25 protein-coding genes and 2 pseudogenes are annotated in these 26,839 nt (G+C 60.9%); 11 read left to right on the forward strand and 16 right to left on the reverse strand.

Annotated features, from left to right (window positions below):
- The first annotated feature begins 22 nt into the window (after positions 1–22).
- The gene (locus tag E5E97_RS12265) at positions 23–493 is read left to right on the forward strand and encodes a hypothetical protein (RefSeq protein WP_016350162.1); all 471 of its coding nucleotides are present in this window, start codon (positions 23–25) and stop codon (positions 491–493) included.
- A gap of 200 nt (positions 494–693) precedes the next feature.
- Here E5E97_RS12265 and E5E97_RS12270 read toward each other — a convergent pair whose 3' ends face one another.
- From E5E97_RS12270 to E5E97_RS12280, 3 genes are all read right to left on the reverse strand, one after another.
- Positions 694–990, reverse strand: coding sequence for a helix-turn-helix domain-containing protein (locus E5E97_RS12270; protein WP_029303501.1), 297 nt, complete (start codon positions 988–990; stop codon positions 694–696).
- Between the two features lie 28 nt (positions 991–1,018).
- Entirely contained in the window at positions 1,019–1,549 is a 531-nt protein-coding gene (locus tag E5E97_RS12275) for a DUF1523 family protein (RefSeq protein ID WP_016350163.1), read from the reverse strand.
- A 176-nt stretch (positions 1,550–1,725) separates the two neighbouring features.
- The gene (locus E5E97_RS12280; RefSeq protein ID WP_171280318.1) at positions 1,726–3,348 is read right to left on the reverse strand and encodes a methyl-accepting chemotaxis protein; all 1,623 of its coding nucleotides are present in this window, start codon (positions 3,346–3,348) and stop codon (positions 1,726–1,728) included.
- Positions 3,349–3,512: 164 nt separating this feature from the next.
- Here E5E97_RS12280 and E5E97_RS12285 point away from each other — a divergent pair, with 164 nt between their 5' ends.
- Positions 3,513–4,145 (forward strand): LysE family translocator, encoded by a 633-nt coding sequence (locus tag E5E97_RS12285; RefSeq protein WP_011705371.1) that lies wholly within the window; start codon positions 3,513–3,515, stop codon positions 4,143–4,145.
- A gap of 253 nt (positions 4,146–4,398) precedes the next feature.
- Positions 4,399–5,211, forward strand: a complete 813-nt coding sequence (locus tag E5E97_RS12290) for a DUF1460 domain-containing protein (RefSeq protein WP_171280319.1) — start codon at positions 4,399–4,401, stop codon at positions 5,209–5,211.
- Between the two features lie 70 nt (positions 5,212–5,281).
- Here E5E97_RS12290 and E5E97_RS12295 read toward each other — a convergent pair whose 3' ends face one another.
- The 7 genes and pseudogenes from E5E97_RS12295 to E5E97_RS12325 form a co-directional block, all read right to left on the reverse strand.
- Complete coding sequence (locus E5E97_RS12295) at positions 5,282–6,490, reverse strand: sodium:proton antiporter (protein ID WP_171280320.1); 1,209 nt, start codon at positions 6,488–6,490, stop codon at positions 5,282–5,284.
- A 33-nt stretch (positions 6,491–6,523) separates the two neighbouring features.
- On the reverse strand, positions 6,524–7,627 hold the full coding sequence (locus tag E5E97_RS12300) for a beta-N-acetylglucosaminidase domain-containing protein (protein WP_171280321.1): 1,104 nt from the start codon (positions 7,625–7,627) through the stop codon (positions 6,524–6,526).
- Between the two features lie 42 nt (positions 7,628–7,669).
- Positions 7,670–9,396, reverse strand: a pseudogene (locus E5E97_RS12305) (potassium/proton antiporter).
- Between the two features lie 242 nt (positions 9,397–9,638).
- A complete protein-coding gene (locus E5E97_RS12310) occupies positions 9,639–9,785 on the reverse strand; it encodes a hypothetical protein (protein ID WP_005298986.1) in 147 nt (48 codons plus the stop codon).
- Positions 9,782–10,471 carry a M15 family metallopeptidase gene (locus E5E97_RS12315; RefSeq protein WP_118881576.1) on the reverse strand — a complete coding sequence of 230 codons (690 nt, stop codon included), beginning with the start codon at positions 10,469–10,471 and terminating at the stop codon, positions 9,782–9,784. The genes E5E97_RS12310 and E5E97_RS12315 overlap by 4 nt, the downstream gene beginning before the upstream one ends.
- The gene (dapE, locus tag E5E97_RS12320; RefSeq protein WP_171280322.1) at positions 10,468–11,595 is read right to left on the reverse strand and encodes a succinyl-diaminopimelate desuccinylase; all 1,128 of its coding nucleotides are present in this window, start codon (positions 11,593–11,595) and stop codon (positions 10,468–10,470) included. The genes E5E97_RS12315 and dapE overlap by 4 nt, the downstream gene beginning before the upstream one ends.
- 22 nt (positions 11,596–11,617) lie before the next feature.
- Positions 11,618–11,992 carry an ArsC family reductase gene (locus tag E5E97_RS12325; protein WP_101151046.1) on the reverse strand — a complete coding sequence of 125 codons (375 nt, stop codon included), beginning with the start codon at positions 11,990–11,992 and terminating at the stop codon, positions 11,618–11,620.
- 243 nt (positions 11,993–12,235) lie between these two features.
- On the opposite strand from E5E97_RS12325, the gene E5E97_RS12330 reads away from it, so the two are divergent.
- The 5 genes from E5E97_RS12330 (at position 12,236) to E5E97_RS12350 (ending at position 16,712) form a co-directional block, all read left to right on the forward strand.
- Entirely contained in the window at positions 12,236–13,939 is a 1,704-nt protein-coding gene (locus tag E5E97_RS12330; protein WP_171280323.1) for a recombinase family protein, read from the forward strand.
- Positions 13,936–14,907, forward strand: a complete 972-nt coding sequence (locus tag E5E97_RS12335; RefSeq protein WP_043851303.1) for a hypothetical protein — start codon at positions 13,936–13,938, stop codon at positions 14,905–14,907. Before E5E97_RS12330 ends, E5E97_RS12335 begins: the two co-directional genes overlap by 4 nt.
- 378 nt (positions 14,908–15,285) lie before the next feature.
- Entirely contained in the window at positions 15,286–15,423 is a 138-nt protein-coding gene (locus E5E97_RS12340; RefSeq protein ID WP_171280324.1) for a hypothetical protein, read from the forward strand.
- Between the two features lie 113 nt (positions 15,424–15,536).
- Positions 15,537–16,076: a recombinase family protein gene (locus E5E97_RS12345; RefSeq protein WP_043851304.1), complete on the forward strand. Its 540-nt coding sequence runs from the start codon at positions 15,537–15,539 to the stop codon at positions 16,074–16,076.
- Positions 16,077–16,145: 69 nt separating this feature from the next.
- Entirely contained in the window at positions 16,146–16,712 is a 567-nt protein-coding gene (locus tag E5E97_RS12350) for a hypothetical protein (RefSeq protein ID WP_043851305.1), read from the forward strand.
- A gap of 309 nt (positions 16,713–17,021) precedes the next feature.
- Here the strand turns inward: E5E97_RS12350 and E5E97_RS12355 are convergent, their stop codons facing one another.
- Complete coding sequence (locus E5E97_RS12355) at positions 17,022–17,933, reverse strand: LysR family transcriptional regulator (protein ID WP_171280325.1); 912 nt, start codon at positions 17,931–17,933, stop codon at positions 17,022–17,024.
- Positions 17,934–18,249: 316 nt separating this feature from the next.
- Positions 18,250–18,564 (reverse strand): hypothetical protein, encoded by a 315-nt coding sequence (locus tag E5E97_RS12360; RefSeq protein WP_024943845.1) that lies wholly within the window; start codon positions 18,562–18,564, stop codon positions 18,250–18,252.
- A gap of 286 nt (positions 18,565–18,850) precedes the next feature.
- On the opposite strand from E5E97_RS12360, the gene dcuC reads away from it, so the two are divergent.
- Positions 18,851–20,227, forward strand: coding sequence for a C4-dicarboxylate transporter DcuC (gene dcuC, locus E5E97_RS12365; RefSeq protein ID WP_171280326.1), 1,377 nt, complete (start codon positions 18,851–18,853; stop codon positions 20,225–20,227).
- Positions 20,228–20,557: 330 nt separating this feature from the next.
- A pseudogene (locus E5E97_RS12370) lies at positions 20,558–21,450 on the forward strand (M20/M25/M40 family metallo-hydrolase); the annotation flags it as partial.
- A 91-nt stretch (positions 21,451–21,541) separates the two neighbouring features.
- On the opposite strand, the gene E5E97_RS12375 reads toward E5E97_RS12370, so the two are convergent.
- From E5E97_RS12375 to asnS, 3 genes are all read right to left on the reverse strand, one after another.
- The gene (locus E5E97_RS12375) at positions 21,542–22,198 is read right to left on the reverse strand and encodes an adenine nucleotide alpha hydrolase (protein ID WP_118881573.1); all 657 of its coding nucleotides are present in this window, start codon (positions 22,196–22,198) and stop codon (positions 21,542–21,544) included.
- A 134-nt stretch (positions 22,199–22,332) separates the two neighbouring features.
- On the reverse strand, positions 22,333–23,676 hold the full coding sequence (locus tag E5E97_RS12380) for an anaerobic C4-dicarboxylate transporter (RefSeq protein ID WP_017410023.1): 1,344 nt from the start codon (positions 23,674–23,676) through the stop codon (positions 22,333–22,335).
- A gap of 377 nt (positions 23,677–24,053) precedes the next feature.
- Positions 24,054–25,454 carry an asparagine--tRNA ligase gene (asnS, locus tag E5E97_RS12385; protein ID WP_024943841.1) on the reverse strand — a complete coding sequence of 467 codons (1,401 nt, stop codon included), beginning with the start codon at positions 25,452–25,454 and terminating at the stop codon, positions 24,054–24,056.
- Positions 25,455–25,646: 192 nt separating this feature from the next.
- Between asnS and E5E97_RS12390 the strand changes: the two genes are divergently transcribed.
- On the forward strand, positions 25,647–25,997 hold the full coding sequence (locus E5E97_RS12390; RefSeq protein ID WP_118881572.1) for a hypothetical protein: 351 nt from the start codon (positions 25,647–25,649) through the stop codon (positions 25,995–25,997).
- Here the strand turns inward: E5E97_RS12390 and E5E97_RS12395 are convergent.
- Positions 25,994–26,827, reverse strand: coding sequence for a HAMP domain-containing protein (locus tag E5E97_RS12395; RefSeq protein ID WP_076361281.1), 834 nt, complete (start codon positions 26,825–26,827; stop codon positions 25,994–25,996). The two genes, E5E97_RS12390 and E5E97_RS12395, sit on opposite strands and share 4 nt — an antisense overlap.
- Positions 26,828–26,839 lie beyond the last annotated feature (12 nt).

Below are 26,839 nucleotides of genomic sequence, written 5' to 3' on the forward strand. Positions count from 1 at the left end.
TCTTGCAAGAAGGGGCGAAGCGATGTGGAAGACAGGGTTGGCACTGCTGGCCGGGTTGCAACTGACGGGGTGTGCCACGCCGTTCGAGTCGATGTGGCAGGGGCTGGCGACCTGCGAGCTGGACGATCTCTATCTCGACAGTGAGACCGGCCAGCCGGTGCACCCGCAGCTCAAACACTTCACCCCCTACAAGGTGACGGACGGCTTTGCCTGGTACAAGACCCGCCAGGATCTGCACGGTCTGCCCATCAGCGGCTTTCTCATCCCCTCGTCCACCTTCGAGGTGCACGCCCTGTTCGTGGATACCCCCATCGCCAATGCGCGGCGTCTGACCCACAACGCCTATGGCAGCGAGTTTTCCGACGAGCAGCAGCACGACGCCGGGCTGGCGCCCCTGCTGTTGCGTGACCCCAACAACCCCAAGCGCTCCATCATCGACTGCACCAAGGGGGAGACCCAGGATCCGCTGCCGGAGGAGCCTTTCCCCGAGTGAGGGCTCTGTCGGCCGGGCCACTGCCAGGCTGACAAGATAAAAGAAGGGCCAGCCTTGTCGGCTGGCCCTTCTTTATTTGGTGGATTGGCTTGCCCCAGTCACAGACGACCTTAGGGATAACCCAATGTCTCCTTGATGGCCGGCAGTTGGGCCTTTATCCAGGCAGGATTGCTCGGATTGTCCCCCAGTCACAGACGACCTCAGGGGTACCCCAGAGTTTCCTTGATGGCTGGCAGCTGGGCCGCGATCCAGGCAGGATTGATGGGTCCCCAGTCACTGATGCGATAGTGCCCCTGCAGATGACGAGCCCCCTCGGTCTGCTCGAAGCCGCAGCTGATGTCCAGCTCGGCCAGGGCGCTGAGCGTATCCTGCGCGGTGCGGCGCGGCATGCCGGTCGCCTCCATGATGGCCGGCACCGTATCCGTGCCCTGGCTGATGAGCCAGGCCACGTAGAGCCGGCGATAGAAGCTGGTGCGCGTCTTGCTCGGCTCACTCATTGTCCGTTCCTCCGGCAAGCGGCGTCGCTCATATCTCGTCCTCGAGCCGATCGAAGTAGCGCCAGGTCGCGATGGCGGCCTTGCCCATCACCAGGGCCCAGATGCCGAACCAGAACCAGCGGAAGAAGCTCCAGGTGGAGGCATCGGGCTCGGTGCTCTCAATCTTGGTGACGTTGGGGAACATGGAGAACATGTTGATGCGCCAGCCGTAGGAGGTAATGATGGCCAGCCGTTTTTCGAACTCCATCGACTTGGCCTTGGCCTGCACGTCGGCGGCGTTGAACTTGAAGTAGAAGGGCCAGCCCCACTCGGTATCTTCGTTGCGGAACACGCGGATCTTCTCGCCGGGCCGCTCGGTATAGATGTAGTAGACGTCGGTGGTGGGACCGTCGGCCGGGTTCTTCTGACTGATGGGGCCATCCTTGTCGGTGCGTTTCACCTCGACCCCGGTGATGGTAGCGATGGTGTGCTCCGGCAGATAGAAATCGAGCCAGATGGCGGAGACGAGGGCGATGAGCCCGAGGCCGATGAAGGCCGGTTTCTTGAAGGACAGCTTCATGATGATCTCGCATGAGGGGGAGTGACGTGCCTCTACCATACCCACATTTGGTGAGGTAGCCCAGCCCCCAATGAAGCCATGTTATAAAAAAGAGTGTTTAAAACAACAACAAGCCGTCAGCTTCATTAACAGCAAGGCCCCGGATCCGGGGCCTTGCTGTGCTCACGAGGGCGTGGTTACAGCTGGAACTGGGCCAGCTGCTTGCGCTGCTGCTCGGCGAGCTGTGACAGTTCGTGACTGGCGGCGGCACTCTGGCTGATGCCAGCCGCGTTCTGGTTGACGATCTCGTGGATGTTGGTGATGTTGCGGTTGATGTCGGCGGTGACGCAGGATTGCTCCTCGGCGGCGGTGGCCACCTGGGCGTTGGCACCGTTGATCTGGTTGACCGCTTCGGTGATGCCACCCAGCAGCGCCTGCACCTCGCCGGAGAGCTGCTGGTTGTGGGCCAGGATGGCGAGGGTCTCCTGCACGCCGCTGTTGGCCGACTGGGACTGGCTCTGCAACTGCTCGATGATGGCCTGGATCTCCTTGGTGGAGTCCTGGGTACGGGCCGCCAGCATGCGTACCTCGTCGGCCACCACCGCAAAGCCGCGGCCGGTTTCGCCGGCACGGGCGGCCTCGATGGCGGCGTTGAGCGCCAGCAGATTGGTTTGCTCCGAAATCCCCTGAATAACCTCGATCACCTTGCCGATCTGCTCGGACTGGGACTTGAGTTGGGCCACCTGCGCGGCGGCGCTCTCGAGGCTGCCCGCCATGCGGCTGTTGGCCTGGATGCTCTCGGCAAACAGCGTCAGCCCCTGCTCGACCCTGTCGTTGGCATCGCGCGCCAGTTCATCGGCCAGGGCGGCGTTGTGGTTGACGTTGTCGGCGGTGCTGGCCAGCTCGGTGACGGCGGAGGCGACCTGCTCGGTCTCGCTGCGCTGTTGCTGGGCGTTGGCTTCGGACTGGGTCATCACGGCGGCGAGCTCGGTGGCGGCGGAGGCCACGTTGCCGCTGATACCGGTCAGGGTCTGGATGGTGTTGCCAAGCTGGGTCAGAGTCTGGTTGATGTCGGCGGCCAGCTGGCTCAGCTCGTTGTCGCCGTCGGCGGCGGCGCGCACGTTGAAGCGGCCCTGGGCCACGGCGCGCATCACCTGCTGCAGCTGGCCGATGGGGCGCACTATCCGGCCGGACAGCCACCAGCCGCCAAACAGGGCGGCCAGCAGGGCAGCCCCCATCAGCAGCAGGGTGCGCAGCAGGGTGGTGTGGTAGTGGGCCTGCTCCTGGGCGATCTCATCCTGGATCAGCTGGTTGATGTGGGCGGACATGGCATCGATCTGCTTGATGAGATCTTCCCCCAGCTCGCGAAAGCGCAGGCGGGCCTGCTCGTAGGCGGCGGGATCGCCGCTGCCCTGGTGCTTGGCGGCCAGCAGCGGCAGCATGTTGTTGCGGGTGTGGCCGAGGTAGGCCTGCAGGGCGGCTGCCACCCGGCTGTTGTCCTGCTCGGCGCCGGTGATGACCAGTCTGGCCAGGATGGTACCGATTTCCTGCTCGGCGGCGGTCAGGTCACCGGGCAGCGTGGCAAAGCGTTCGGGGTCGTAGAGGCCATAGATGGCGGTGGTGCGCAGCCGGTAGGTGGCGTGGATCAGGGTGGCGATGTCGTCCTTGTGACGGGTCACGCTGACGGTGGTGTCGTTCATGTCGCCGATGGCGCTGTCGATGTCCTGCTTGCCGATCCCGATCATCAGGATCATCAGCAGGCTGGCGAGCAGGAGAGGAATGAGTACTTGCAGACGGATAGAGAGATTATTCAATGACATGAAAGATCCTGACCCAGAAGAGGAACAAGGCGGCATCTTACACAGGCGCGACAAACCTTGTCACAGGTTTTTATGGCTGAAATCATGCTGAACGAAAAGGTTTTTTCTTGTGTTAAATGAATGTGATAGGCAAGATCGTCGGTCTGTTACCATGGAGGTGTAGTGTGTCCGACTGGATCGATCCCGCCATTCTGGCGCTGTTTATTCCCACGTTCTTTTTTGTCTCCGTGACCCCCGGCATGTGCATGACCCTGGCGATGACCCTCGGCATGAGTCTGGGGGTGCGCCGCACCCTGCACATGATGTGGGGCGAGCTCATCGGGGTCGGCCTGGTGTCGGTGCTGTCGGTGATCGGGGTGGCGGCCGTCATGCTCAACTACCCGGCGCTGTTTGCCGCCTTCAAATACGTGGGCGGCGCCTATCTCATCTGGCTCGGCATCCAGATGTGGCAGGCCAAAGGCAAGCTGGCCATCCCGGCGGATCTGTCGGCGGCCCAGGAGACCCGTCCCCTGGCGCTGGCCATGCAGGGTTTCGTCACTGCCATCGCCAACCCCAAGGGGTGGGCTTTCATGGTCTCCCTGCTGCCCCCTTTCATCAACGCGGCCAAGCCGATGGCGCCGCAGATCAGCGCCCTGGTGGCCCTGATCCTGGTCATCGAGTTCTCCTGCCTGCTGCTCTACGCCAGCGGTGGCCGCACCTTGCGCCACTTCCTCGCCAAGAGCGGCAACGTCACCCTGATGAACCGGATCGCCGGCTCCCTGATGTTTGGCGTCGGGGTCTGGCTGGCGCTGGGTTGACGCCATCGCTTGCCAGCTGGCCTGACTCTGCCATAAAGCCCCGCCCCGCAGGGCTTTTTCGTGATGCCTGCGGCTACAAGGAGCGACCATGGATGCGGTGATTGGGGCGGGATGGGGAAGGCTGGCCACATTTGCTTACATTTATCCGGTTTGCAAACGGCCGCAATATCGTCAGTCTCGAATGGCATTCGCTTGCAGCAGCAAGAGGGTGCAAACGGTCCGTTTTTAACATTCTGAGCAAGGAGAATTAAGGATGATGAGGCTAACCAGCGTTGCATTGCTGCTGTTTGCCGGCGCGGCGGTCGCCGGCAAAGAGAGGAACCTCGATTTTTACAACATCGAGGAGCCGCAGCTTATCGAGTTGTTTGCCCGGCAGCAGGGCTCGCCGGGTCAGTCGATCAAGGATTTCTCCGGGCTCTTTCTGGGCAATCCCTACGTTGCCAACCGGCTGGTCGGCTCGAGCGATACCCAGGAGCAGCTGGTGGTGGATTTTGGCGGGCTCGATTGCTTCACCTATCTGGATTACGTCGAGTCACTGCGTCGCGCAACGAGTGTGCATCACTTCATCGAGAACGTGATGCACACTCGTTACGTGAACGGCGAGGTCAACTACCTGACCAGAAAGCACTTCTTCTCTGACTGGGTGCATGGCGACAACAAGGTGAACGATGTGACCCATCTGGTGGGGGGCGCCGTGGTGACCACGGCCAAGCAGCTCAACCAGAAGGCGGATGGCGGCCACTACATTCCTGGGCTGGGGGTGACGGCGCGGGACATCACCTACATTCCCTCCGCCAGCATCGACAAGAACACCCTGAGCCTGCTGGAAGAGGGCGACTACATCGGCATCTATACTGATCTCGCCGGGCTCGACGTGACCCACACCGGCATCTTCATCCGTGGCGAGAACGGCCCCGTGCTGCGCAATGCCTCCTCCCTCTCGAGCAACATGCAGGTGGTGGACTCCCCCTTCCTGGAGTACGTGCAGAACAAGCCGGGGATCCTGGTCTACCGGGCCGAGGCTGAGGGGGCGAGTGTGGCCGGCACGGGCGCGCCTGGTGCCTGATAGCCTCATAAAGAAAAGCCCCGGGGTAATGCCCGGGGCTTTTTCGTTGGCGGCGTATCCCCCCAATGGATCAATGGGGCTTGAAGCGGGCGACCCAGGGGTTGGCGCTGATGCCGTGCAGGATGACGCTCAGGATGATGGTGCAGAGCACGGTGGCGATGATGGGGCGCTGGCCGAGGAGGGTCGGCTCGTGCTGCAGCACCATCACCGCAAAGACGATGCTGGCCAGCCCCCGCGGGCCGAACCAGCCGATGAAGAGCTTGAGCTCTGGCTTGAGGCCGGTGCCGAGCAGACTCAGCCAGACCGGCAGCATGCGCAGCAGGGTGAGGCTGGCGGCGGCATAGAGCCAGTATTGCCAGTGCAGCAGCTCCGTCAGCATGGGCATCAAGGTGGCGCCGAACACCATCCAGATCACCACCGAGAGCAGATCACCGTACCCCTCGCAGCTGTCTAGGTAGGCGTGTTTGTGCTCCCCCAGTTTGCGGCCGATCAGCAGGCCGCCGACGAAGGCAGCGATAAAACCGCTGCCGCCCAGGGTCTGGGCCAGCGCGAAGCAGAGCAGGGCCAGCCCCGGCATGGTGAGCTGGCGCCAGAGCGGCAGCTGCCAGCCGTTGAGGTAGGAGGTCTTGAGCAGGCGCAGGGTGAGGCTGGTCAGCCCCCAGGCTACCAGCAGGCCGATGCCGATCTCCTCCAGCAGCAAGGTGAGAGCCAGCAGGCCGGTGCCGCTGTGCTGCTCGGTGGGGGCGATGAGGGCGAGCAGCAGGAGCAGCACAGGCACGCAGATGCCGTCGTTGAGGCCGCTCTCCTGGTTGAGTCCCTCCCGGATGGGGGCGGGCACCGCCGGGTTGCTCACCACCGCCTTGCCGAGCGCCGCATCGGTGGGGGCGAGTATGGTGGAGAGGATCGCCATCTCCAGCAGCGGCAAGTCGGGGAAGAGCCAGTGACCGAACAGGGCGCCGGCCGCCAAGGTGAGCGGCAACCCGATCAGCAGCAGCCGGATGGGCAGGGCGCGGTTGGCCAGCAGCACCTGCCAGTTGGTGTTGGCCGCGTCGCTGAACAGCACGATGACCAGGGTCAGCTCCGCCAACAGCTTGATGCCGTCGCTGTCGATGGAGAGGGAGAGCAGCTCGATGCCGCCCGGCCCAAGCAGCCAGCCCATCAGCAGAAACAGCAGGGGGCCGTTGACGAGGCGCGATTCAAAGCGCCCGGCGATCAGGCTGTAGACCAGCAGAAAGGCGGCGATCACCGCCAGGTTCTGGTAAATCAGGGACGCATCCATGCAGCCTCCTGTGGCAGGGTCTCTGTAGTGGGGTCAGTCGGTCAGGCAGTCCGGGTCGAACACGTATTCGCCATCCAGCCAGCGCAGGATCTCGCCGACGCAGGCTTGGTCGCGAAACGGCAGGTAGCGAGCCTTGAGATGGGCCACCTGCTCAGGGGTCAGCTGGGCCAGCCCTATGTCCTGAAACAGCGGCAGATCGGCCTGGATCATGGCAGAGATCTGCGGGCCGCAGGTGGCATTGAGGGAGGCGTGCAGCGCCTTGTCCGGATCGTACTGTTTGCCGAGCTTGTAGCTCATCGGCAGGGTGGCCAGCGGCAGTACCGACAGCGCCGCCTGCTTCATGGGGTTGACCGCGTGGCCCGAGGTCAGCTCGGCGAGTTCTGCCGGACGGTTCTCGAAGGCGCGCAGGTGCAGGAAGCTGCTGGCCTTGCTGCCGTCGTTGACCGGGTAGTTGTCCCACAGGAACGGCTTGCGATGCAGCCACTCGGCCACCTGCTTGAGGTGGGCTACCGGATAGTCGCTGGAGCAGACTTTGGGGCCGGTCCAGAAGATGTCGAAGCGCTTGTCCAGCCCCTGCCCCAGATCCTGCAGATAGTGGGGCGGCATGGCGCCGAACACCTTCTCCAGCACAGGGTCTGTGCTGTAGTAGCTGGGGCAGAAGAGCAAGCGGCCTGCGCGGGTGTGGGCCGCGATGTCGTGGGCGATGGTGAGCTGCCAGTGGGCGAGATCCGGGGTATCCCCCTTCATGTCGTCAAACAGCACGGCTAGGATGTCGGGTTTGAGCTCATCCTCGATGAGCCGCACCTTTTCCAGCAAGGCGGGCCGCTGGCGGGCATAGTCGTGGTGCGCGCCCATGGGGCTCAGGCCCACCCCGAAGGCGAGGCCGTTGTCGCGGCACTGGCGGGCGAGCTGGCGCAGCGCCTCGAGCTGGGCGGCAGGCCAGGGCTTGGCCCAGTGCTTGCGCAGGTAGCCATCTTCCTTGGGGGCATAGAGATAGAAGCCGTAACCGTGGCGGGGCAGCCACTGGGCATAGCGGGCGCGGGCTTCCCAGCTCCAGCCCTTGCCAAAGAAGCCCTCGATCACCCCCAGCTGGGGCGAAGGGGGTTGCAAGCCGGACAACAGGGTTTGGTAAGGCATAGGTAACTCCCTTCTCGCAGAGGACGAGGCAGACAACGACGATCAGACCGGATCTTCTTCCAGAAAGCGCACCCCGATCTTGCGGGGCTCACCCTCGTCCATTTCGGCCACGGTCCAGATCAGTCCCTGCCATTCGACGTGGTCGCCGACCACCAGATTATCGCCCAACTGGTGGGCAATGAAATGGCCAAGGGTCTGATCCGCCACCTCGCTCACATCCAGCCCATAGAGCGGGGCGAGATCCACCAGGTTGGCGGCCGCCTCCAGCAGGAAGTCGCCGAAGAAGCGCGGGCCCAGATCCTGCTCCGGCGCCTGGCTGAACAGCTGGCCGAGGGCGGGCAGGTCGCGCTCGTGGCCGATGACGCAGAGGATGTCATCGGATTGCAGACAGGTACTGCCCGAGGGGTGCAGCAGCTCCTGATCCCGGAACAGGGCGCAGATGCGGGTACCCTTGGGCATGCGCAGATCCCGCAGGGGCGAGCCGATGCACCACTTCTCGTCGCTCAGGCGATAGACGAAGGTCTCCCACTGGCTGTCGAGATCGATCTCGAGCCCGGAGCGGTTGATGGGCGAGGGGGGCGCCGGCACCTCCACCCGCGCCAGCCTGGAGGCCAGCGGCAGCGAGCTGCCTTGCAAGATGAGCGAGACCAGCACCACGAAGAAGGCGACATTGAAGTAGAGCTGGGCGTTGGGCAGCCCCGCCATCATGGGGAACACCGCCAGAATGATCGGCACCGCGCCGCGCAGGCCGACCCAGGAGATGAACCAGCGTTCGCGGGGGGCGAAGTTCTTGAACGGCAGCAGCCCGATCCAGACCGAGATGGGGCGGGCGAACAGGATCATCCACATGGCCAGCGCCAGCGCCGGCAGGGCGATGGGCAGCAGCTTGTGGGGGAGGCAAGCAGCCCCAGTACCAGGAACATGCCGATCTGGCTGAGCCAGGTCAGGCCGTCCAGCACCGACAAGGTGGTGCTGCGGCTGCGCAGGGAGAGGTTGCCGAGCAAGAGGCCGGTGAGATAGATGGCGAGGATGCCGCTGCCGCCCACCGCCGTGGTGAGGGCGAAGATGAGCAGGCCGCCGCTGACGGTGAGCAGCGGGTAGAGACCGGGGGCCAGCTTGGCGCTGTTGATGAGCTTCCACAGCAGCCAGCCGCCGCCAAGGCCGATGCCGGCGCCCAGCCCGAACTGCTTGAGCAGCTGCAGCAGCAGAAAGCCGGCGTTGAGGTCTTGCTGGGCGCTGGCCAGCACCTCGATCAGGGTGACGGTGAGAAACACCGCCATGGGGTCGTTGCTGCCTGACTCTATCTCCAGGGTGGCGCTGACCCGCTCGTTGAGACTGCGCCCGCCGAGCAGGGAGAACACCGCCGCCGCATCGGTGGAGCCGACGATGGCGCCGATCAGCATCCCCTGCATCAGGTTGAGGTCAAACAGCCAGGCTGCGGCGAGGCCCGTGAGGCCGGTGGTGATGGCCACCCCGACCGTGGCCAGCGACAGCGCCGGCCAGAGCGCCACCCGAAACGAGGAGACTCGGGTGCGCATGCCGCCGTCGAGCAGGATGATGGCGAGCGCCAGGTTGCCCACCAGATAGGCGATGGAGTAGTCGGCGAAGTGAATGCCGCCGGGGCCATCTTCACCGGCCAGCATGCCGACGGCGAGGAAGATCACCAGAATGGGGATACCGAGACGGGAGGAGAGCGCGCTCAACAGGACACTGGCGCCCACCAACAAGGCCGCGACGAGGAAAAAACTGTTGATGGTGACGGCATCCAATGGCGAACTCCTTCTGTCAAAATGCAAATCAGGCACATTATATGCAGTTTGTTGGGCTCGGTGTGGCTTAATTGTGCATTTATTTGCAGTTTTTTACATTTTCGGTGTCATGGCTGCGAAGGGTTCTGGCCATCAAAAGGGGGTCGTCGGCGTCGCCAGCGTGATGAGCAACGTGACCATGTTCACAAAGTGGACAGATAGCGACAGGGGCACCCGTGGGTGCCCCTGTCGGCGGACTCGAGTCAGTCGTCCTCGTCGTCCTTCACTTCCCGGATCTTGTCCTTGTAGCGGGGCAGCTCTTTCTCCAGTCGCTTCATGTCCTTGATGGCGTTGAGAAACAGGCCGAGCAGGAAGAGCAGTGGCAAGCCTATCCAGAGCCAGAGGTTCATGTGCTACTCCTTTCGTCGGTGGCCAGGGTGACATAGCGGGCCAGGATCTCGTCGAGGTTGGCCAGTATGGTCGCCTTGCCTTCAATATCCGCCTGTTGCAGACAAAGTGCCAGCGCGGCCGGGTCGAGCCGCTGCTCGCGGGACTCAGGCGCAAAGCTGATGTGCCAGGGCTCGTAGGCGACGCCGCTGCCGGCACCGGCCGGCTTGGCGTAAGGCAGGAAGAAGCCGAAGTCGTTCATGCGATCCTCAAGCCACTCGCTCAGGTCGGCGAACCAGCCGCCGGCTTCATACTCCCAGGGCTCCAGCGCCAGCCTGGTGCCGGCGGGCAGGCAGTCCGGGTCATAGATGTCGAGATCGGTGCCCCTGTGGTGGCGACTGGTGCCGGGCAGGGCGCTCCAGCGCAGGATGGCGTGGAGGAGCTCCTCGTCGCTCAGTTGCAGGGCGTCGATGGGCTGGCTGTGGGCATCGAGCAGCGGCCGCTCGCCGCGCCACTTGCCGTTCCAGATGGCGAGCTGGCGATCAAAGCCGCGCCAGCTGGAGGCAGGCTGCAGGTTGAAACCGGCGTGGGCGGCGGCCACCTGCATGTCGTTGAAGGCCGCCGCGGTGGCGGCCGTCAGCCGGTGCGGGCCTTGACCCACCTGGATGAGGTGACCTCCATCCAGCCCCAGCAGTTGCTCCTGGGTCATGCCAGCAACCTCGCGAGCACCCCTTGGTACATGTCTGCCAGCAGATCCAGGTCGTCCGCCTTCACGCACTCGTTCACCTTGTGGATGGTGGCGTTGACCGGGCCCAGCTCGATCACTTCGGCGCCGGTGGGGGCGATAAAGCGCCCATCGGACGTTCCCCCCGTGGTGAGCAGGGCCGGCTGCTGGCCGTTCACCGCCTCGATGGCGGAGACCGCCGCCGCCAGCAGCTTGCCGGTGTCGGTGAGGAAGGGTTGGCCGGAGAGGGTCCAGTCGATCTGGTAATCCAGACCGTGCCTGTCCAGCAGGGCTTCGACCCGCTCGCGGATATCCTGGTCGGTCAGTTCGGTGCTGAAGCGGAAGTTGAACTGGACGTGCAATTCGCCGGGAATGACGTTGGAGGCACCGGTGCCCGCCGAGATGTTGGCGATCTGGAAGCTGGTGGGGGGGAAGTAGGCGTTGCCCTCATCCCACACGGTGGCGGCGAGCTCGGCCAGCGCCGGCGCGGCTTTGTGAATGGGATTGTCCGCCAGATGGGGGTAGGCGACGTGGCCCTGCACCCCGCGCACCAGCAGATCGCCGGTGATGGAGCCGCGTCGGCCATTCTTCACCACGTCCCCCACCACGGCGGTGGAGGAGGGCTCGCCAACGATGCACCAGGTGATCTTCTCGTGGCGCGCTTCCAGGGTGTCGATCACCCGGGTGGTGCCGTTGATGAAGGGCCCCTCTTCATCGGAGGTGATCAGGAAGGCGATCGACCCGGTGTGATCCGGATGCTCGGCCACAAAGCGCTCGACCGCCACCACCATGGCGGCCAGCGAGCCCTTCATGTCGGCGGCACCGCGCCCGTAGAGCACGCCATCCTGGATGGTCGGCTCGAACGGCGGGGTGTGCCATTTGTCCAGCGGGCCGGCGGGCACCACGTCGGTGTGACCGGCGAAGCAGAACAGCGGCCCCTCGCTGCCGCGGCGGGCCCAGAGGTTGGTGGTGTCTTCGAACACCATGGGTTCGATGACGAAGCCGAGCTTGGCGAGGCGCTCCGCCATCAGGGTCTGGCACCCTTCATCCAGCGGGGTAACGGAGGGGCGGCGGATCAGATCCTTGGCCAGTGCGATGACATCCGACATCAGCGTTCCTTAGCAAAAAAGTTTAACGAGAGAAGAGGGATTGGTAGTGATCGGCCTTGAAGCCCAGGGTCAGCTCGCCGTCCCGGTCCAGCAGCGGGCGCTTGATCATGGCCGGGTGCTCCAGCAGCAGGGCGCGCGCCTTGGCGGTGTCGAGCCCCTGCTTGGCCTCGTCCGGCAGGGCGCGAAAGGTGGTGCCGCGGCTGTTGAGCAGCGCCTCCCAGCCGAGCTGGCTCAGCCAGCGGTCGAGATCGGCCGGGTTCAGGCCGTCGGCACGGTGGTCGTGAAAGCGGTAGTCGATGCCGGCCTGCTCCAGCCACTTGCGGGCTTTCTTGATGGTGTCGCAGTTCTTGGGGGAAATGCCGTAAAGTACGACTTTACATTCGCTCTTGTTTTCCATGGGGTTCACCGTGTTCCGTTTGATGGGCTGTAGCATACAGACGATCTCCACGCATGGAAACGAGGCCGCTTTGGGTTAGCCACCATGGTAGAAGGCTTGCATTGGTCGACATGATCGATGTTTGGCAAAAAAAAACACAATGAATATTGTTAGAAGTGCCGTCATTCTGGTAGGCTCACCTCATCTTAGTTCTCAGCCTTGTTCACTACTTCCTGAATGTGGGCCAATGTAAAAGGAGTTGTCATGAGCCGTCCCCCGAAGGCGTATTCCTACATTCGATTCAGTACCCCAAAGCAGGCACAGGGAGACAGTTATCACCGTCAGCTTCAGAAGGCTACCGACTACTGTGCCAAGCACAATCTCCAGCTTGTAGAGAAGACGATTGATGACCTTGGTACGAGTGCATTTCGTGGGGCTAACATGACGGAAGGAGCCTTGGGTCGCTTCTTTGATGCAGTGAAGAGTGGAAAAATTGAGCAAGGTTCTTATTTATTGGTCGAGTCAGTAGACCGCCTAAGTCGACAAGCTGTTGAGGCAGCTCTAAGTCAATTCCTTGCCATCATTAGTGCAGGCATAGTGATCGTTACCCTTGATGATAATGCGGTGTATCGCTCAGGGCAGGTTGAGACTCAAAATCTATTGCTTTCTATTATGTTCATGGTACGTGCTAATAACGAGTCAGAAACTAAGAGTGACCGTAGTCGCAAAGCTTGGGACAAAGGCCGCAAACAGGCCAGAGACAACAATCAAGTAATGAAAAACTCTCGTCTTCCCTCATGGCTGAAATGGGAGGAGGGTAAGATCATGCCAATCCCCGAACGAACAGCCGTTGTGAACGAGATGTTTGAGTTGGCCAAATCCGGCTGTGGCTATGAGCAAATAGCCAAGATCTTTCTGGATAAGGGTTATAAGACTTTTGGAAAAGAAACTGACTGGCGTCCAGCAGGCATTCAAGCGGTTATTAAGAGCGAATCTGTGATTGGGGTATTTCAGCCACATCAAATAAAGGATGGCAAGCGAATTCCGGAGGGTAGCCCTATCTGGGGATATTATCCGGCAATAGTCGAGCCAATTTTATTCAACGAAGTGCAGCATATTATCAGCCAGAGAAGTAATCATAGTGGTTCCTATCGGAAAGGCACTTATAACAACCTCTTTAGCGGTATACTTCGTTGTCAGTGTGGGGAGGCGTTACGCTACCAAAATAAAGGACGAGTAGGGAGCCCTCGCAACTATCTTGTTTGTCCTAAGCAGAATATCACAGGGTGCAATCTGCCAAACATGCTCTATAACAAAGTTGAGCCTCAGTTATTACAAGCAGTCTGCATTCTATCAGAAGTAATGCAAAGACGGGTGGGGGAGAATGAGAAGGTTTTATCTCTAAAAGAACAGTTGGCCACATTGACTGCTCAGCTCGATGTTGAGAGTAGAAAGAAGAGTAAAGCAGCTCAATCCATATTAGATTTTGATGATGATGCTACTTTTCGAAAAGAATTTGTAAAGATTAAAGCTAACTGCGAAGCCTTAGAGGAAAAAATACACGAAATTGAGAGCGAGCTCATGAGCCTAGAGCTGTCAGAAAAAACTATTCTCAATCTACTGAAACCAGAAGAACTGATCAGCACTGAGCAGCGTCAACTATTTAATAGCCAATTGAAAGCAGTGCTGAAAGAGATCAAATTTAGCTACGATGGTTATGATCTGGCCGCAGTATTTAAGGGGCTAGATGATAAATTCATGCTAGAGCAAGCTTTCAAACCCAAGCTGGCAGGTAGTAGCGTTAGAGATCTCAGTGGTGAGGAGTTGTTAAGGACAACCTCAGAGGCTCCCTATATTGATGCTGCGTGGGTGAAGGGTGAGACCGATGAGTATGAGTCACATCGGAAAGATGCGTCCAGCGGTCTGGATGATGAGTTTGAGGACTTGAGTTTACAAGAGTCAAAGTGAAGGCATTACAAGGGGAGTTGGACGTGGTAGGCATCTTTGTTGGGCACCACTCACAGAGGGGCATCGACCCAAAAGCATTGCTCTCGCAGATTCCTGGATTCAGTCAGCGAAGCACTCGACGATTCAGTCAGTACGTCAAGCGGGCAATCGCCAACATCCAGCAGGTGCAGGGACTCGACCTTCCGGAGGTTCCCGAACCGGATAATGGATTGGGGACGTGGACTCCCTTACAAGCCTTGGCTGTGTTGACCTATGGCCCCAGCTCTCACTTAAACCTGAGGCTAATAGCGGAGATCGAGCAGCTTACCGGGCTGGAGTTACCACATGATGAAAGGCAAAGCCGCCATGAGGCTGCATTTTATGTGGAATACTTGGCCCCGCTGGTTACTTACTTTCAAATGCAGCAACCGGGTTTGCGAATGGAGGTGATCCCGCAGTTCGATTGCGACCCTTACCGGGTGGATTTTCGGGTAGATTTGCAGTGGTTCGACCCAAACGGGAAGTATTTTGACAAACCGATCCGGCAGGAAGTGTACTTGCTGGAGTTTGATGAAGCCTATCATCTGGAGCCAGCGAACCGCCAAGCAGACCACCAGCGTGATGCCTACATCGAGCAGCAGACGGGCCTCAGACCGCTCAGGATACGGCACGAGGAACAAGAGCTGTGGGCCACCATCTGTCGTGCTCAGGGACGCATCCTAAGCGTGGAGGAGTACCTGCAAGGGCTGTTGATGGCTATGGCAGAGCCGGGTGATGGCCGACATCTTGATATCACGCGAGATTCTGCCCAGAGTGCTTATACCTGCGATCCAGCCGGGTATCTACGATATCCAGCTCAGCCGGGACGAGACCTTAAAGCGATAGCAGAGCGGCTTGGCTGGCGGTTGAGTCAGAGGCATAGCGGTAATCTGGCCTATCACCGTCTGACCCCGCCGCGAGTGACTGCCAATCGACACATTTCGGGGTGATGTGTCTGGTCGATTTGAGTCTCATCGACACATCCGACAGCGTGTTCATGGGCTTTTCGGTGGTATGTGTCTGGTGTTCCAGCTGTTCCAGCCCGATATATATACCCGTTTAGTTACACTGACTCTTATCTATTTACTGCACCGAGGGGGGAGCTTACCAGCCACCCGAAGGAGAGATTCCGAGAAGATTGCAACGATCTTGCCCGGTTGATTGCCCGGCAAAAACAATCCCAAACCCCACCAGCACAAGGAAAACGAGCAGGCAACATTCAGACCAAACGCCGGTATAAGCCAGATGAGACCAACACCATAGGAGAATCCCATGGAATACATCACATCTGGCCCCTTGTCGGGAGCCATCCAGCAAGGAGAAGGCGTATGAATGATCAGCAAGGAAACCCGTTACTGAAAGCGTTGGAGGCGGCACTGCTGGCAGCCTTGGGCGTCCTCATTAAGGAGGCCGTCAACTCGATGCAGACACCGCCGCCCCCGCCGAAGGAGCCGGACGCTCAATAGACCATGCCCGTGTGACAGACCGGAAGCCCCCCCGGCAACCCCTGTCACACGGGTTGGTTTTCGAGTTTTGACACGTTTTTCTTGCAGGGTCTTGAGCCTATTGGGAGGCCATCATGGCAATCATCGGGTATGCCCGTGTCTCGACCACGGGGCAATCGCTGGAGCAGCAACTGATAGCTCTGGCGGAGTGTGAAAAAGTTTTTCATGAGCAGGTCAGCGGTAGCAAGACGGATAGGCCGCAACTACAGGCGATGCTCGAGTTCGCCCGGTCTGGGGACGTGCTAAAAGTCACCAAGTTAGATCGACTCGCTCGAAACACTAGGCACTTGCTGGAGATCACAGACCAGCTACACGCCAAAGGGGTAACATTGCAGATCCAGAATTTGGGCATCGATACGGCTACCCCGACAGGTAAGCTGATGTTGACCATGATCGGAGCTATCGCCACGTTCGAGCGGGAAATCATGCTGGAGCGTCAGGCGGAAGGGATTGCCTTGGCTAAGGCAAAAGGGGTCTACAAGGGCCGAAAGCCGACCGCGATGGAGAAGCGGGACGAGGTGCTGCGTCTTCTATCGCAGGGCATCGCTAAGGCATCAGTGGCAAAGCGGTTGGGTATCAGTGTGTCAAGTGTTCACCGGATACTGCATACATAACCATACTACTATTATTTGGTGAGGGAAACCTCACTTTTAGCTAATCAAAACAATAATTTAGGGATGAAGATGAAAGCTGTTTTTGGGGCTGCCATGCTGGCAGTTGGATTAATAAGTGGGTGTGCGTCACTGAGTGAGCAACCATCCGGAGATGTGGTTGTTAAAAAAGACTCTTTCGAGGCGGAAAAGACAATAGTATCCGTAGATAGCATTCTGGGAATGGGTGAACAGTACAATTTGTTTATCAATCTGGAGTGGCATTCGGGTAGTAAGGATGTGTATCTGGACGCGATTTACCCTCAGATAGAGAATGTGGTAGCACTGAAAATCAATGCTGATGGTCAGATGATTGATGGGCGGGTTTGTAGTGCACATACAGACTTCGGAGCAACCGTCTACTCTGGTTTGATGTATGTATCTGTCCCTAGCTTTTCACTCCGTCGGTTCTGTATTTCTACGAAGGAATACGAAAAGATCGCTCAGTCTAAGCTTGTGAAGATGAAAGTCTCAACCTACACGAAGTACATGGTAGCTAGCTTCTCACCTGTAGGTAGCAAAGATGTATCCAACTCATCTACACATGCAAAAGCGTTTAGCGGGTTCACAACTGCGTTACGCCAGAATGGTGCTTTCTAATTGATTTTCCAAGCTTTAAGTAAATCAGTAAGCCTGTGGTTACCTCAGGCTTTTTTGTGGTTCTTCCATAATTAACCTCTCGCAGTTCTTGATGCCATAGAGGGTGGTGGCCATGGGGAGTCCTTGTCTGCGGGCATGGGCCCGGAAAGCCGAAACTTGAGTCCTGAAACGGGAAATCAAGAAGAGGCCCGATTCTGGCATTGTGGCGATCTCAAGGCAACGCCGATGCGCATGGGAGAGGTGGGGCGAGGCGCTGGTCGGGCCTGGGGGGAGGGGAAAAGTGCCCGGCGCGGGACGCGCCGGCGGGCATCAGAGCTCGCTCTGGGTGCGACACCAGAGGTGCAGTTCGGATTCGAACCAGTTGAGCATGGCATTGTTGTCGTCGCGACGATGGCGAATGAGGCTCACCTCGAAGCTGGGCAGGGCGAAGCGGGTCTCGTACTCCACCAGATCCAGCAGCGGCATCAGCGGGCGCAACACCCGGGCGGGGGAGGTGAGCAGCAGAGGCGCGCACGGCAGGATGAAGGGGGCCGCCAGAAAGCTTTGTACGATCAAGGGGGTGTGCCGGGTCATGCCGTGGGCGGCCAGCAGATCATCGACGATGCCCCCTTCGCTGCCGCGGGGAGCGACCAGCAGGTGCTGGGCCTGGGCGAAGGATTCGATGCACAGCACCTGGCCCTGCAGCGGGTGGCTGCGGTGGGCGGCGCAGATCAGCTTGTCCTCGAACAGCGGGATGCGGCGAAAACGACCGGGCACCTCGTCCTGCTTGCTGATCACCATGCTGATGACCCCTTCGTCGAGCTGGCTCTCGTAGTCCGCATTGAGCGGCACCATGTGGATGCGCAGGTTGGGCGCCTGCTGTTGCAGCCGCGCCAGCAGGCTCGGCATCATCACATACTCCACATAGGTGTGGGCCCCGATGCGCAGCACTCCCTCGAACTGGGCGGGGTCGAGCTGCTCGGGGGGGCTGAAGGTCTGTTCGATGTCGTGCAGGATCTCCCGCAGCGGCAGCAGCAAGGCCTCCGCCCGGGCGGTGGGTTCCATGCCCTGGGGAGTGCGGATCAGCAGGGGATCGTCATAGAGCAGACGCAAGCGGGCCAGTGCCCGGCTGACGGCCGGCTGGCTCATGGCGAGCCGTTCGGCGGCCTTGGTGGTGTTGCGCTCCTCCAGCAGTGCCTTGAGCACCACCAGCAGGTTGAGGTCGACGCCTCGTAAATTCATTCTGTGCATAATGGAATACTAATAAATCATTTCCTTAAGCAGGGCCTTCACTTTAGTCTCATTTCCCGTCGATGGTCAGCATGAAGCTTGGATAAATCAGCGATTTATGCAAACCCATGTTGTCCTGTTACCTCTTTCGCGTGGTGCCGGAGGTGGCAAGATTCGACAGCCTGAACTCTTTACTCTGGTCATCCAGAGCGTTGCTTGCTTAGTACCCGCCGTCTCGGCGGGTTTTTTTTGCCTGCGGTTCAGGAAAAGGGGGCCCAAAGAAGTACAAAACGCGCCGGCGGGCGCGTTATTGTGAGGGGTGGATGACTCAGGGCGCAACCGGCCACTGGTAGTCAAACACCTTGGCTCGTTCCCAGGGGGCGTCCGGCAGACTGGAGGAGAGGCCGGTATATTTGCCCACATCGTCCACCACGATGGCGGAGAGGATCGGCAACTGGTGCTCGGTGCAGTACATGCGGATGCGTTGCAGCAGCGTGCGCAGCTCATCCTGGCAATTCTCCAGCCCGGCCTGCCTGGCCAGCTTGGAGTAACGAATGGTGGTGCGTTCCTTTGCAGACTCGACGAGGATGTCCCATAGCTTGTAGTCGCAGGTCGTCATGCCTGCGTTGGCTCGGTCTGTCATAACTCTCTCCGGCGCGAAACGGTCGCTGTGTGTCGATGCGCATCTTGGCCAGTTCACTGGCCCCTGACGTTGATCCAAAGCAAAAAAGCCTGAGGTTATTCGCCAGAACGCGTGGCAAAGGGATTCTAAAGGTTTGCCTTTAGTTTAAATTGCTGTTTTTTGTTATGTGTGTAGCATTTTGTTTCATTGAGATGCGATCAAGCCATCTTTCTTGACGGGGATCAATGGGAAAGCGCGGTCAGACCACTAGATTCCGCTCCTCGATAACTTTATCAGGAGTGAATATTTGGAACTCGTCTTCGTCTTGCTCGTACTGCTGGCCGTGGTCTACGGCATCGTCAAGGATTACAACCCGCAGGCGGTGCTGGCGCTGGCCGGCATGGCCATCTTCACCGTCGCCTACTGGCTGGGACTGCACCCCATTCTGCCCGCCGACAAGAGCACCGGCTTCGCCCTGTTCGACCTGTTCGAGGTGTTCAAGGGGATCTTCTCCTACCGGGCGGCGGGGCTCGGCCTCACCATCATGGCGGTGGCCGGCTTTGCCACCTACATGTCCCATATCGGTGCCTCCCAGGCGCTGGTGCGGGTGGCGGTCAAACCGGTGGCGGGCATTCAGTCCAGCTACCTGATGCTGGCCATCTGCTACCTGGTGGCGGTCTTCGTCTCCCTGTTCGTCACCTCCGCCACCGGCCTTGGCCTGCTGTTGATGGTCACCATGTACCCGGTGATGCGCAACCTCGGCATCAGCCCGGCCTCCGCCTGCGGCGTCATCGCCACTTCCCAGGCGTTCGAGATTGGCCCGACCCAGACCAACGCCATCTTCTCCGCCGGCCAATCCGGCATGGATCCCACCAGCTATTTCGTCGATTACCAGATCTGGCTGGTGGCCCCCATGCTGCTGGTGACCATGGTGCTGCACTTCTTCTGGCAGCGGCACTGTGACCGCCAGGATGGCTGGGATCCGGCCCAGCATCGCGGCGAGCACGCCGAGCTGGACGAGCAGGGCACCGAGGCGGTAGCGGCGCCCACCTGGTATGCCCTGCTGCCCATCATCCCCTTCGTGCTGATGATGACCTTCTCCAAGCTGCTGGTGACCACCATCAGCGTCAGCGTGGAGGTGGCCATGCTGCTGTCGGTCTTTATCGGCATGCTGTGCGAGCTGCTGCGCACCCGCTCGGTGCGCACCGCCTTCGCCGGGCTTTCCAGCTTCCTCGACGGCATGGGCAAGGTGTTCGGCCCTGTGGTGGCGCTCATCGTCTGCGCCGAGCTGTTTGCCGAATCCCTCAAGGCCATCGGTGCCATCGACACCCTGCTGCACTCTGCCAGCAATGCCGGTATCGGCAGCGGCCTGATGACGCTAGTGATGGTGGGTCTCATCATGGTGGCCGCCGTCATCATGGGCTCGGGCAACGCAGCGTTCCTGAGCTTCTCCACCCTGGCGCCGGCGGTGGCGGCCAAGTTCGGCGTGCCGGCGGTGACCATGCTGCTGCCGATGCAGCTCGCCTCCAGCATCGGCCGCACCGTCTCCCCCATCGCGGCGGTGCTGATCGCCTGTGCGGGCATCGCCAAGGTTTCCCCCTTCGTGGTGGTCAAGCGCACCTGCGTGCCCATGGCCGGCGCCCTGGTGACCGCACTCCCCCTCAACTATCTGCTGTTTATGTAACCGGGCGGCGGACGGCACGAGCCGTCCGCCCCTTTCATTCGGCCGTCGGGCGGGAGGTGTGTCCTTCCGTCCCAGGAGATGACAATGACAGACTCTCGCAACGCTTTTTCTCTGGACGCCTACCTGGCGGATCTGGCCCCTCTCATCAATCTCGATTGCGGCACCCGTACCCCGGCCGGGGTGGCTCGGGTCGCCGACATCATGACCGAGAAATATGAGGCCATCGGCTGGCAGGTGACCCGCCACCAGTTTGCCGCCGAGTGCGGACCCTGCCTCGAGGCAACCAATGCGCCTGGCGCCAGCCACTACGACGTGATGCTGGTGGGCCACATGGACACCGTCTTCCCGGAAGGGACAGCCGCCAAGCGCCCATTGAAAATCGAAGGCAATCAGGCCTTTGGCCCCGGCGTGTCGGACATGAAGAGCGGCTTGCTCTCCACCTGGTATGCCCTCAAAGAGATGGACCCGGCCGTGCTGGCCAAGCTCAAGGTGCTGGTTTGCTGCAACTGCGACGAGGAGATTGGCTCCCCCTGGTCCAAAGAGTGGCTGGTGGAAAAAGCCAAACAGAGCGGCTGCGTGCTGGTGGCCGAGGCGGCCCGCCCGAACGGGGATCTCATCAGCGCCCGCAAGGGCAACGCCAAGTACCGCATCACCTTCCACGGCAAGGCCTCCCACGCCGGCTCGGCGCTGAGCGAGGGGATCTCCGCCATCACCGAGCTGGCTCATTGGGTGCTCGCCATCAACGAGCAGGTCAACCTCGACACCGGCACCACCATGAACGTGGGGGTGGTGCAGGGGGGACCGGCGTCAACGTGGTGCCGGATTTTGCCGAGGCGATCGTGGACCTGCGCTTTTGGAGCAACGAAGAGGCGGCGGCGGTGCACGAGCGGCTCACCTTCATGGCCAACAACCCTTTCCTTGCGGGCTGTCGGGTCGAGGTGGATCGCCAGACCTTCAAGCCGGCGATGCGCCCGAGTGGCGACACCGAGGCCGTGATGGCACTGGTGGAGGCGGCGGCGAAAGAGGAGGGGATCTCCTTCAACTGGCTGGAGGCCGGTGGCGGCTCGGATGCCAACTTTACCGCCGCAGCCGGCGTGCCGTCGCTCGATGGCTTCGGCCCCATGGGGGGCGGTTTCCACTCTGAGGCGGAATTCCTGCTGCTGGATAGCATAGCGCCGCGCATCCGCCTGCTGCAGCGGATGCTGGGCAAGCTGGCCAAATAGGTCGGCGTCAAAGACAAGCAAAACGGGAGGCCATCGCCTCCCGTTTTTTATCTGTCCTGCCGATGCAGAGAGTGCGAACAGCGCGGCGCCGCTACCCCTCATCCTCCCGTAGGTAGGCAAGCTGCTGCTGACGGGCAACTTGCCAGTGGCCGAGCATCAGCGGCGCCGCAAAGCCCGGGCCGTCGGTCACCATGGTGTGGTACTCCCCCTGCTCGCCGCAGGCATCGAAGCCCCGGCTCGCCGCCAGCTGCTGCAACTCGGCCAGGGTGACCGCATCGAGCGTGCGCCCCACCCACTCGGGGGCCAGCACCCGGGTGTCGACGCAGGAGAGGTGGGCGACGATGCCCCGGGTCAGTAGATCCGCCAGCAACGCCTCGCGGCTTTGCTGCCAGAGCGGGGTGTGAACGGCCAGATCGAGCGGGCGGCAGCGCTCGCGGATCCAGTTCGGCGCGCCCCCCACGCTGTCGATATCGCCGGTGACCACCCCATCCAGGCGCCACTCCTCTTTTAGCCGTGCCAGCCCCTGCTCATAACCGAGATCGAACGGCGCTTCGATGGTGATCAGCAGATGGGGCAACCCGAGGGCCGCCGCCTGCCGACGCACCTGTGACAGGGGATGGGCCAGAAAGCGGGGTTCGGGCGGGGCAAAGGTGGCCAGTGCTACCACCTGATGACCCGCTTCGCGGGCATGGCAGAGGGCCTGCATGGCATCCTTGCCGCCGCTCCAGAGCACGATGACGCGAGACATGGGGGAGATTCCGCAAAGAAAAGAGGGGTCATGCTACCCAGAGTGCGGGCGGTTGGCAAAACGGGATGGGGCAGGGGGCAAAACAGCAGGCCCCGGGTGGGGGCCTGCTGGACTGACTGAATGGTGCGTGTTGCTTAGAGCAGTATGCTGGTCAGCAGATAACCCAGGGTACAGGAGGTGGCGACCCCGATCAGACCCGGAATGATGAAGCTGTGGTTGATGATGAACTTGCCGATGCGGGTGGTGCCGGAGCGGTCGAAACCGATACAGGCCAGATCGCTCGGGTAGGTCGGCAGCACGAAGTAGCCGTAGCTGGCCGGCAGGAAGGCGATCAGCAGCTTGGGCTCCACCCCCAACGCCAGCCCCATGGGGGCGATGGCGGTCAGGGCTGCGGCCTGGCTGTTCACCAGCTTGGAGATGAGGAACAGCACCAGGGCATAGGTCCAGGGCTGGGCCTGCACCACGTGGGCCAGGGTTTCTTTCAGCAGCGGCATGTGGGCCTGGAAGAAAGTTTCGCTCATCCAGGCGACCCCGAATACCGAGAAGATCGCCACCATGCCGGCCTTGAACACGGCGCCGTTGGAGATGTCACCCGGCTTGACCTTGCAGCGCATCAGGATGATGGCGCCGGCGATCAGCATCATCATCTGGATCACCAGGTTCATGGAGAGCGGGCCTGTCTTGCCACCCATTTCGAATACCGGGCGCAGGGAGGCGTCGGCCCCCAGCACTACCACGGCGGCGATGGCGGCGAAGAAGATCCAGGTCGACCAGTAGGCCTCTTTCGGGAACTTGGTGTTGAGCAGGGTCTCACCGCCGCCGTAGACGAAGGCACGTTGCTCCGGATCCTTGATCTTGGCCTGGAACTCTTCGTCCTTGTCCAGATCCTTGCCGCGACGCAGGCTCCACAGGGCCGCGACTATGACCCCGGTGAGCGAGGAGGGGATGGCAACCATCAGGATGTCGAGCAGGCTGTAGGCCTGACCGATGCCGTGACCGGCCGCCAGGATGGAGACCATGGAGACCACGGCCACCGACACCGGCGAGGCGCAGATCGCCATCTGGGAGGCGACGGAAGCCACCGCCATCGGGCGTTCCGGACGGATGTTCTTCTGCAGCGCGATGTCGGCGATGATGGGGAACATGGTGTAGACCACGTGGCCGGTACCGCACAGGAAGGTGAGGGTCCAGGTGGTGAGCGGTGCCAGCAGGGTGATGTACTGGGGGTGGCGGCGCAGCAGGCGCTCGGCCACCTGCATCATCAGGTTGAGACCGCCGGCGGTCTGCAGGGTGGCGGCGCAGCCGATCACCGCCAGTATGGTCAGCATCACCTGCACCGGCGGTTCGCCCGGGGTGAGACCGAACACGAAGGTCAGCAGGAACAGACCGATGCCGCTGATGAGACCCAGCCCCATGCCCCCAAACCGGGTACCCAGCAGCAAGCAGCCGAGTACCACCAAAAATTCCATCAAGATCATTCCATTACCTCGCGTTATTTAATCCATGTCTGTGCTGTGTTGGGCTCATGGACCGGGATTGTCTGTTTTTTATTTAGCCCTAAAGGGTTAGTGTTTATTGTGCCTGCCAAAAAAGGGCAAAAATTTGAGGTACTTCAATAACTCATCGCTTTTTGATTTAACGTCATAAAAACCACGTATTAACGTTTTTGTTATTTTGCGGGCAATAAGTGGCAGCGTATGGGGCTCAACGGCTGGCGCGGGGCGGGTGTGTCAGCAAGGTGGCGTGACGGAGGGGGGCAAGAGTGATTAATTGTGGTGCTGGCAAGGCCGTCCGGCAGCCGGACGGGCAACAAAAAGCCGACCCTGAGGTCGGCTTTTAAGGCAACGTCCTGTAATCAGAACTCGGCGGTGCGCGGGGTGCGCGGGAAGGGGATCACATCGCGGACGTTGCCCATACCGGTTACGTAAACCACCAGGCGCTCGAAGCCCAGACCGAAACCGGAGTGCGGCACGGTACCGTAGCGGCGCAGGTCGCGATACCACCAGTAGTCTTCCTTGTTCAGACCCATCTCGGCCAGACGGGCATCCAGCACGTCCAGACGCTCTTCACGCTGGGAGCCACCGATGATCTCGCCGATGCCCGGGGCCAGTACGTCCATGGCGGCGACGGTCTTGCCGTCGTCGTTGAGGCGCATGTAGAAGGCCTTGATGTCTTTCGGGTAGTTCTTCACCACCACCGGGGACTTGAAGTGCTCTTCGGCCAGGTAGCGCTCGTGCTCGGAGGAGAGGTCGATACCCCAGGAGACCGGGAACTCGAAGCTCTTGCCGCAGTTTTTCAGCACTTCGATGGCGTCGGTGTAGTCAATCTGGGCGAAGTCGGAGGCAACGAAGCGCTCCAGACGACCGATGGCGTCCTTGTCCACGTGCTGGGCGAAGAACTCCAGATCGTCGCGGCGCTCACTCAGCACCGCGTTGAAGACATACTTCAGCATGGCTTCGGCCAGGGCGGCGTTGTCTTCCAGATCGGCGAAAGCCACTTCCGGCTCAACCATCCAGAACTCCGCCAGGTGGCGGCTGGTGTTGGAGTTTTCGGCGCGGAAGGTCGGCCCGAAGGTGTAAACCTTGGACAGCGCGCAGGCGTAGGTTTCGACGTTGAGCTGGCCGGATACGGTCAGGAAGGTCTCTTTGCCGAAGAAGTCCTTGTCATAGTCCACCTTGCCTTGCGGGGTGCGCGGCAGGTTTTCCATGTCCAGTGTGGAGACGCGGAACATCTCGCCGGCGCCTTCGGTGTCGGAGGCGGTGATGAGCGGCGCGGCGATCCACAGATAGCCCTGCTCATGGAAGAAGCGGTGAATGGCCTGGGAGAGGCAGTTGCGTACCCGGGTCACGGCGCCGACCACGTTGGTACGAGCGCGCAGGTGGCCCTGCTCGCGCAGGTATTCGATGCTGTGACGCTTGGCAGACATGGGGTAGGTATCCGGATCTTCGACCCAGCCCACCACCTTGACGTCGGTGGCCTGCAGTTCGAACGCCTGGCCGCTGCCCTGAGACTCGACCACCAGGCCAGTCACTTCCACCGAGCAAGCCGTGGTCAGACGCAGCACTTCATTCTCGTAATTGGCCAGGGTATTGGGGACGACTGCCTGTACCGGATGGAAACAGGAGCCATCGGAGATGGCCAAAAATGAGATCCCCGCCTTGGAATCGCGGCGGGTCCGGATCCACCCTTTCACTGTCTGGGTGGTGCCGACCGCATACTTACCGGTCAGCACATCTACTACGGATGCGTGCGTCATCGAAATATTGTCTCCAGCTTGTTCTTGCAGCGCTATTTGCAACACTTGGGGTCTGGCCCGGGCAATCTTGGCCCATCATGGCAGACTAAGCCGTCAATCTTACCCGCGCAGGTTTGATAAACAAGCAAAAATGTCGGACTCTGGGGGGATTTCGGCGCCTATCGGCGGATTGGCGGGCCAATGGAACGGGGGATGGACGTGAAAGAGCGGCGACGGGGGCCGGACCGGCTGACACGGGTGTTGCAGGGGCTGGTGATGCTCTGCTGGGGCGGTTTCATCGGCCTGCTCTCCCTCTACCACTTCGCCAGACCGCAGACGGCCTACGGTTTTCTGGTCTATGGCGGGGTCAAGGTACGCCAGAGCTGGGATCCCCTGCTCACCCCCTGGCTGCTGTACGGGCTCTGGGGTTGCTGCCTGCTGACCCTGACGGTGCTGCTGGCGGAGCGCCGACGCTGCCGGCGGCAGGAGGACACGGGGCGGGTGCACCTGACCATCTTGCTGCTGATCCTGAGCGCCAGTCTGCTGTTTTACTACCTGGGCTAGCCCTCTTTTCTTCTCTCTGTCGCCTTCAGCTCGCTCCCCTCCATCGGCGCGGCGGACCGTTTGCCGAGCTGACGCTCCACGCTGTCGAGCATCTGGTTGTAGGCGAGCGCCACCCGGCCGATTTCGTCCCCTTCATCCCCTTCCAGCCGGTGGCCGAAGTCGTGCAGGTCGGTGGCCTCCTCCATGGAGCGGGTCAGCTGGTTGAGGGGGCGGACGATCCAAGTGCGAATGACCCAGAGGGTCAGCAACAGCCCCAGGCCGAAGATGACGGTGAGGCTCAGCGCCGAGGTGAGGATGTTCTGCTCGACCCGGGTAAACAGGGTGTCGAGGGAGTAGTCAAAGCGCACCGCCCCCAGCACGGTATTCTCCGGCACCAGGTGGCAGCTGGTGCAGTCGGTGCCGCGAAAATCCTTCTTGGCCAGCAGCGGGCGGGTCACCACCAGCTTGCTGTGCATGCCGTCGTGCACCACTTCCAGGCTGCCCTTGCCGGCCAGAGCCAGCTCATCGAACCTGTCCTTGGGCTGCTCGCTCTGGTGGCCGACCCCGTACTGCTTGCTCACCGCCTCGCTGCGCACGATGCGGGCATCCTCCACGTGGGCGTGCTCGAGAAACTTGCCGCGCAGGGTGTCGCGGGCATCCATCTTGCCGGTCAACATCAGCATGTTGAGGCCGTCGAAGTAGGCCTCGGTCTGCTCGCGGCTCTGCTCCTTGATGAGGGTCAGGATCAGGTCGCGTTCGCGCACCGCCTGATAGGCGGCGGAGAACACCAGCACCATGGAGAAGATGAACAGCAGGAAGAAGTTGATTTTGGCAGCAATGGAGAGGCGCATGGGAACGGTACA

This window comes from Aeromonas sp. 2692-1 (assembly GCF_013085505.1).
In the GTDB taxonomy this organism is placed as follows: Bacteria; Pseudomonadota; Gammaproteobacteria; order Enterobacterales; family Aeromonadaceae; genus Aeromonas; species Aeromonas hydrophila.

What these genes read in the sequence shown, in the direction of transcription:
- E5E97_RS12265 (WP_016350162.1), top strand. Translation starts at nt 23, where the DNA reads ATGTGGAAGACAGGGTTGGCACTGCTGGCCGGGTTGCAACTGACGGGG.
- E5E97_RS12270 (WP_029303501.1), bottom strand. Translation starts at nt 990, where the DNA reads ATGAGTGAGCCGAGCAAGACGCGCACCAGCTTCTATCGCCGGCTCTAC.
- E5E97_RS12275 (WP_016350163.1), bottom strand. Translation starts at nt 1,549, where the DNA reads ATGAAGCTGTCCTTCAAGAAACCGGCCTTCATCGGCCTCGGGCTCATC.
- E5E97_RS12280 (WP_171280318.1), bottom strand. Translation starts at nt 3,348, where the DNA reads ATGTCATTGAATAATCTCTCTATCCGTCTGCAAGTACTCATTCCTCTC.
- E5E97_RS12290 (WP_171280319.1), top strand. Translation starts at nt 4,399, where the DNA reads ATGATGAGGCTAACCAGCGTTGCATTGCTGCTGTTTGCCGGCGCGGCG.
- E5E97_RS12295 (WP_171280320.1), bottom strand. Translation starts at nt 6,490, where the DNA reads ATGGATGCGTCCCTGATTTACCAGAACCTGGCGGTGATCGCCGCCTTT.
- E5E97_RS12300 (WP_171280321.1), bottom strand. Translation starts at nt 7,627, where the DNA reads ATGCCTTACCAAACCCTGTTGTCCGGCTTGCAACCCCCTTCGCCCCAG.
- E5E97_RS12310 (WP_005298986.1), bottom strand. Translation starts at nt 9,785, where the DNA reads ATGAACCTCTGGCTCTGGATAGGCTTGCCACTGCTCTTCCTGCTCGGC.
- E5E97_RS12315 (WP_118881576.1), bottom strand. Translation starts at nt 10,471, where the DNA reads ATGACCCAGGAGCAACTGCTGGGGCTGGATGGAGGTCACCTCATCCAG.
- dapE (WP_171280322.1), bottom strand. Translation starts at nt 11,595, where the DNA reads ATGTCGGATGTCATCGCACTGGCCAAGGATCTGATCCGCCGCCCCTCC.
- E5E97_RS12325 (WP_101151046.1), bottom strand. Translation starts at nt 11,992, where the DNA reads ATGGAAAACAAGAGCGAATGTAAAGTCGTACTTTACGGCATTTCCCCC.
- E5E97_RS12330 (WP_171280323.1), top strand. Translation starts at nt 12,236, where the DNA reads ATGAGCCGTCCCCCGAAGGCGTATTCCTACATTCGATTCAGTACCCCA.
- E5E97_RS12340 (WP_171280324.1), top strand. Translation starts at nt 15,286, where the DNA reads ATGAATGATCAGCAAGGAAACCCGTTACTGAAAGCGTTGGAGGCGGCA.
- E5E97_RS12345 (WP_043851304.1), top strand. Translation starts at nt 15,537, where the DNA reads ATGGCAATCATCGGGTATGCCCGTGTCTCGACCACGGGGCAATCGCTG.
- E5E97_RS12350 (WP_043851305.1), top strand. Translation starts at nt 16,146, where the DNA reads ATGAAAGCTGTTTTTGGGGCTGCCATGCTGGCAGTTGGATTAATAAGT.
- E5E97_RS12355 (WP_171280325.1), bottom strand. Translation starts at nt 17,933, where the DNA reads ATGAATTTACGAGGCGTCGACCTCAACCTGCTGGTGGTGCTCAAGGCA.
- E5E97_RS12360 (WP_024943845.1), bottom strand. Translation starts at nt 18,564, where the DNA reads ATGACAGACCGAGCCAACGCAGGCATGACGACCTGCGACTACAAGCTA.
- E5E97_RS12375 (WP_118881573.1), bottom strand. Translation starts at nt 22,198, where the DNA reads ATGTCTCGCGTCATCGTGCTCTGGAGCGGCGGCAAGGATGCCATGCAG.
- E5E97_RS12380 (WP_017410023.1), bottom strand. Translation starts at nt 23,676, where the DNA reads ATGATCTTGATGGAATTTTTGGTGGTACTCGGCTGCTTGCTGCTGGGT.
- asnS (WP_024943841.1), bottom strand. Translation starts at nt 25,454, where the DNA reads ATGACGCACGCATCCGTAGTAGATGTGCTGACCGGTAAGTATGCGGTC.
- E5E97_RS12390 (WP_118881572.1), top strand. Translation starts at nt 25,647, where the DNA reads ATGGACGTGAAAGAGCGGCGACGGGGGCCGGACCGGCTGACACGGGTG.
- E5E97_RS12395 (WP_076361281.1), bottom strand. Translation starts at nt 26,827, where the DNA reads ATGCGCCTCTCCATTGCTGCCAAAATCAACTTCTTCCTGCTGTTCATC.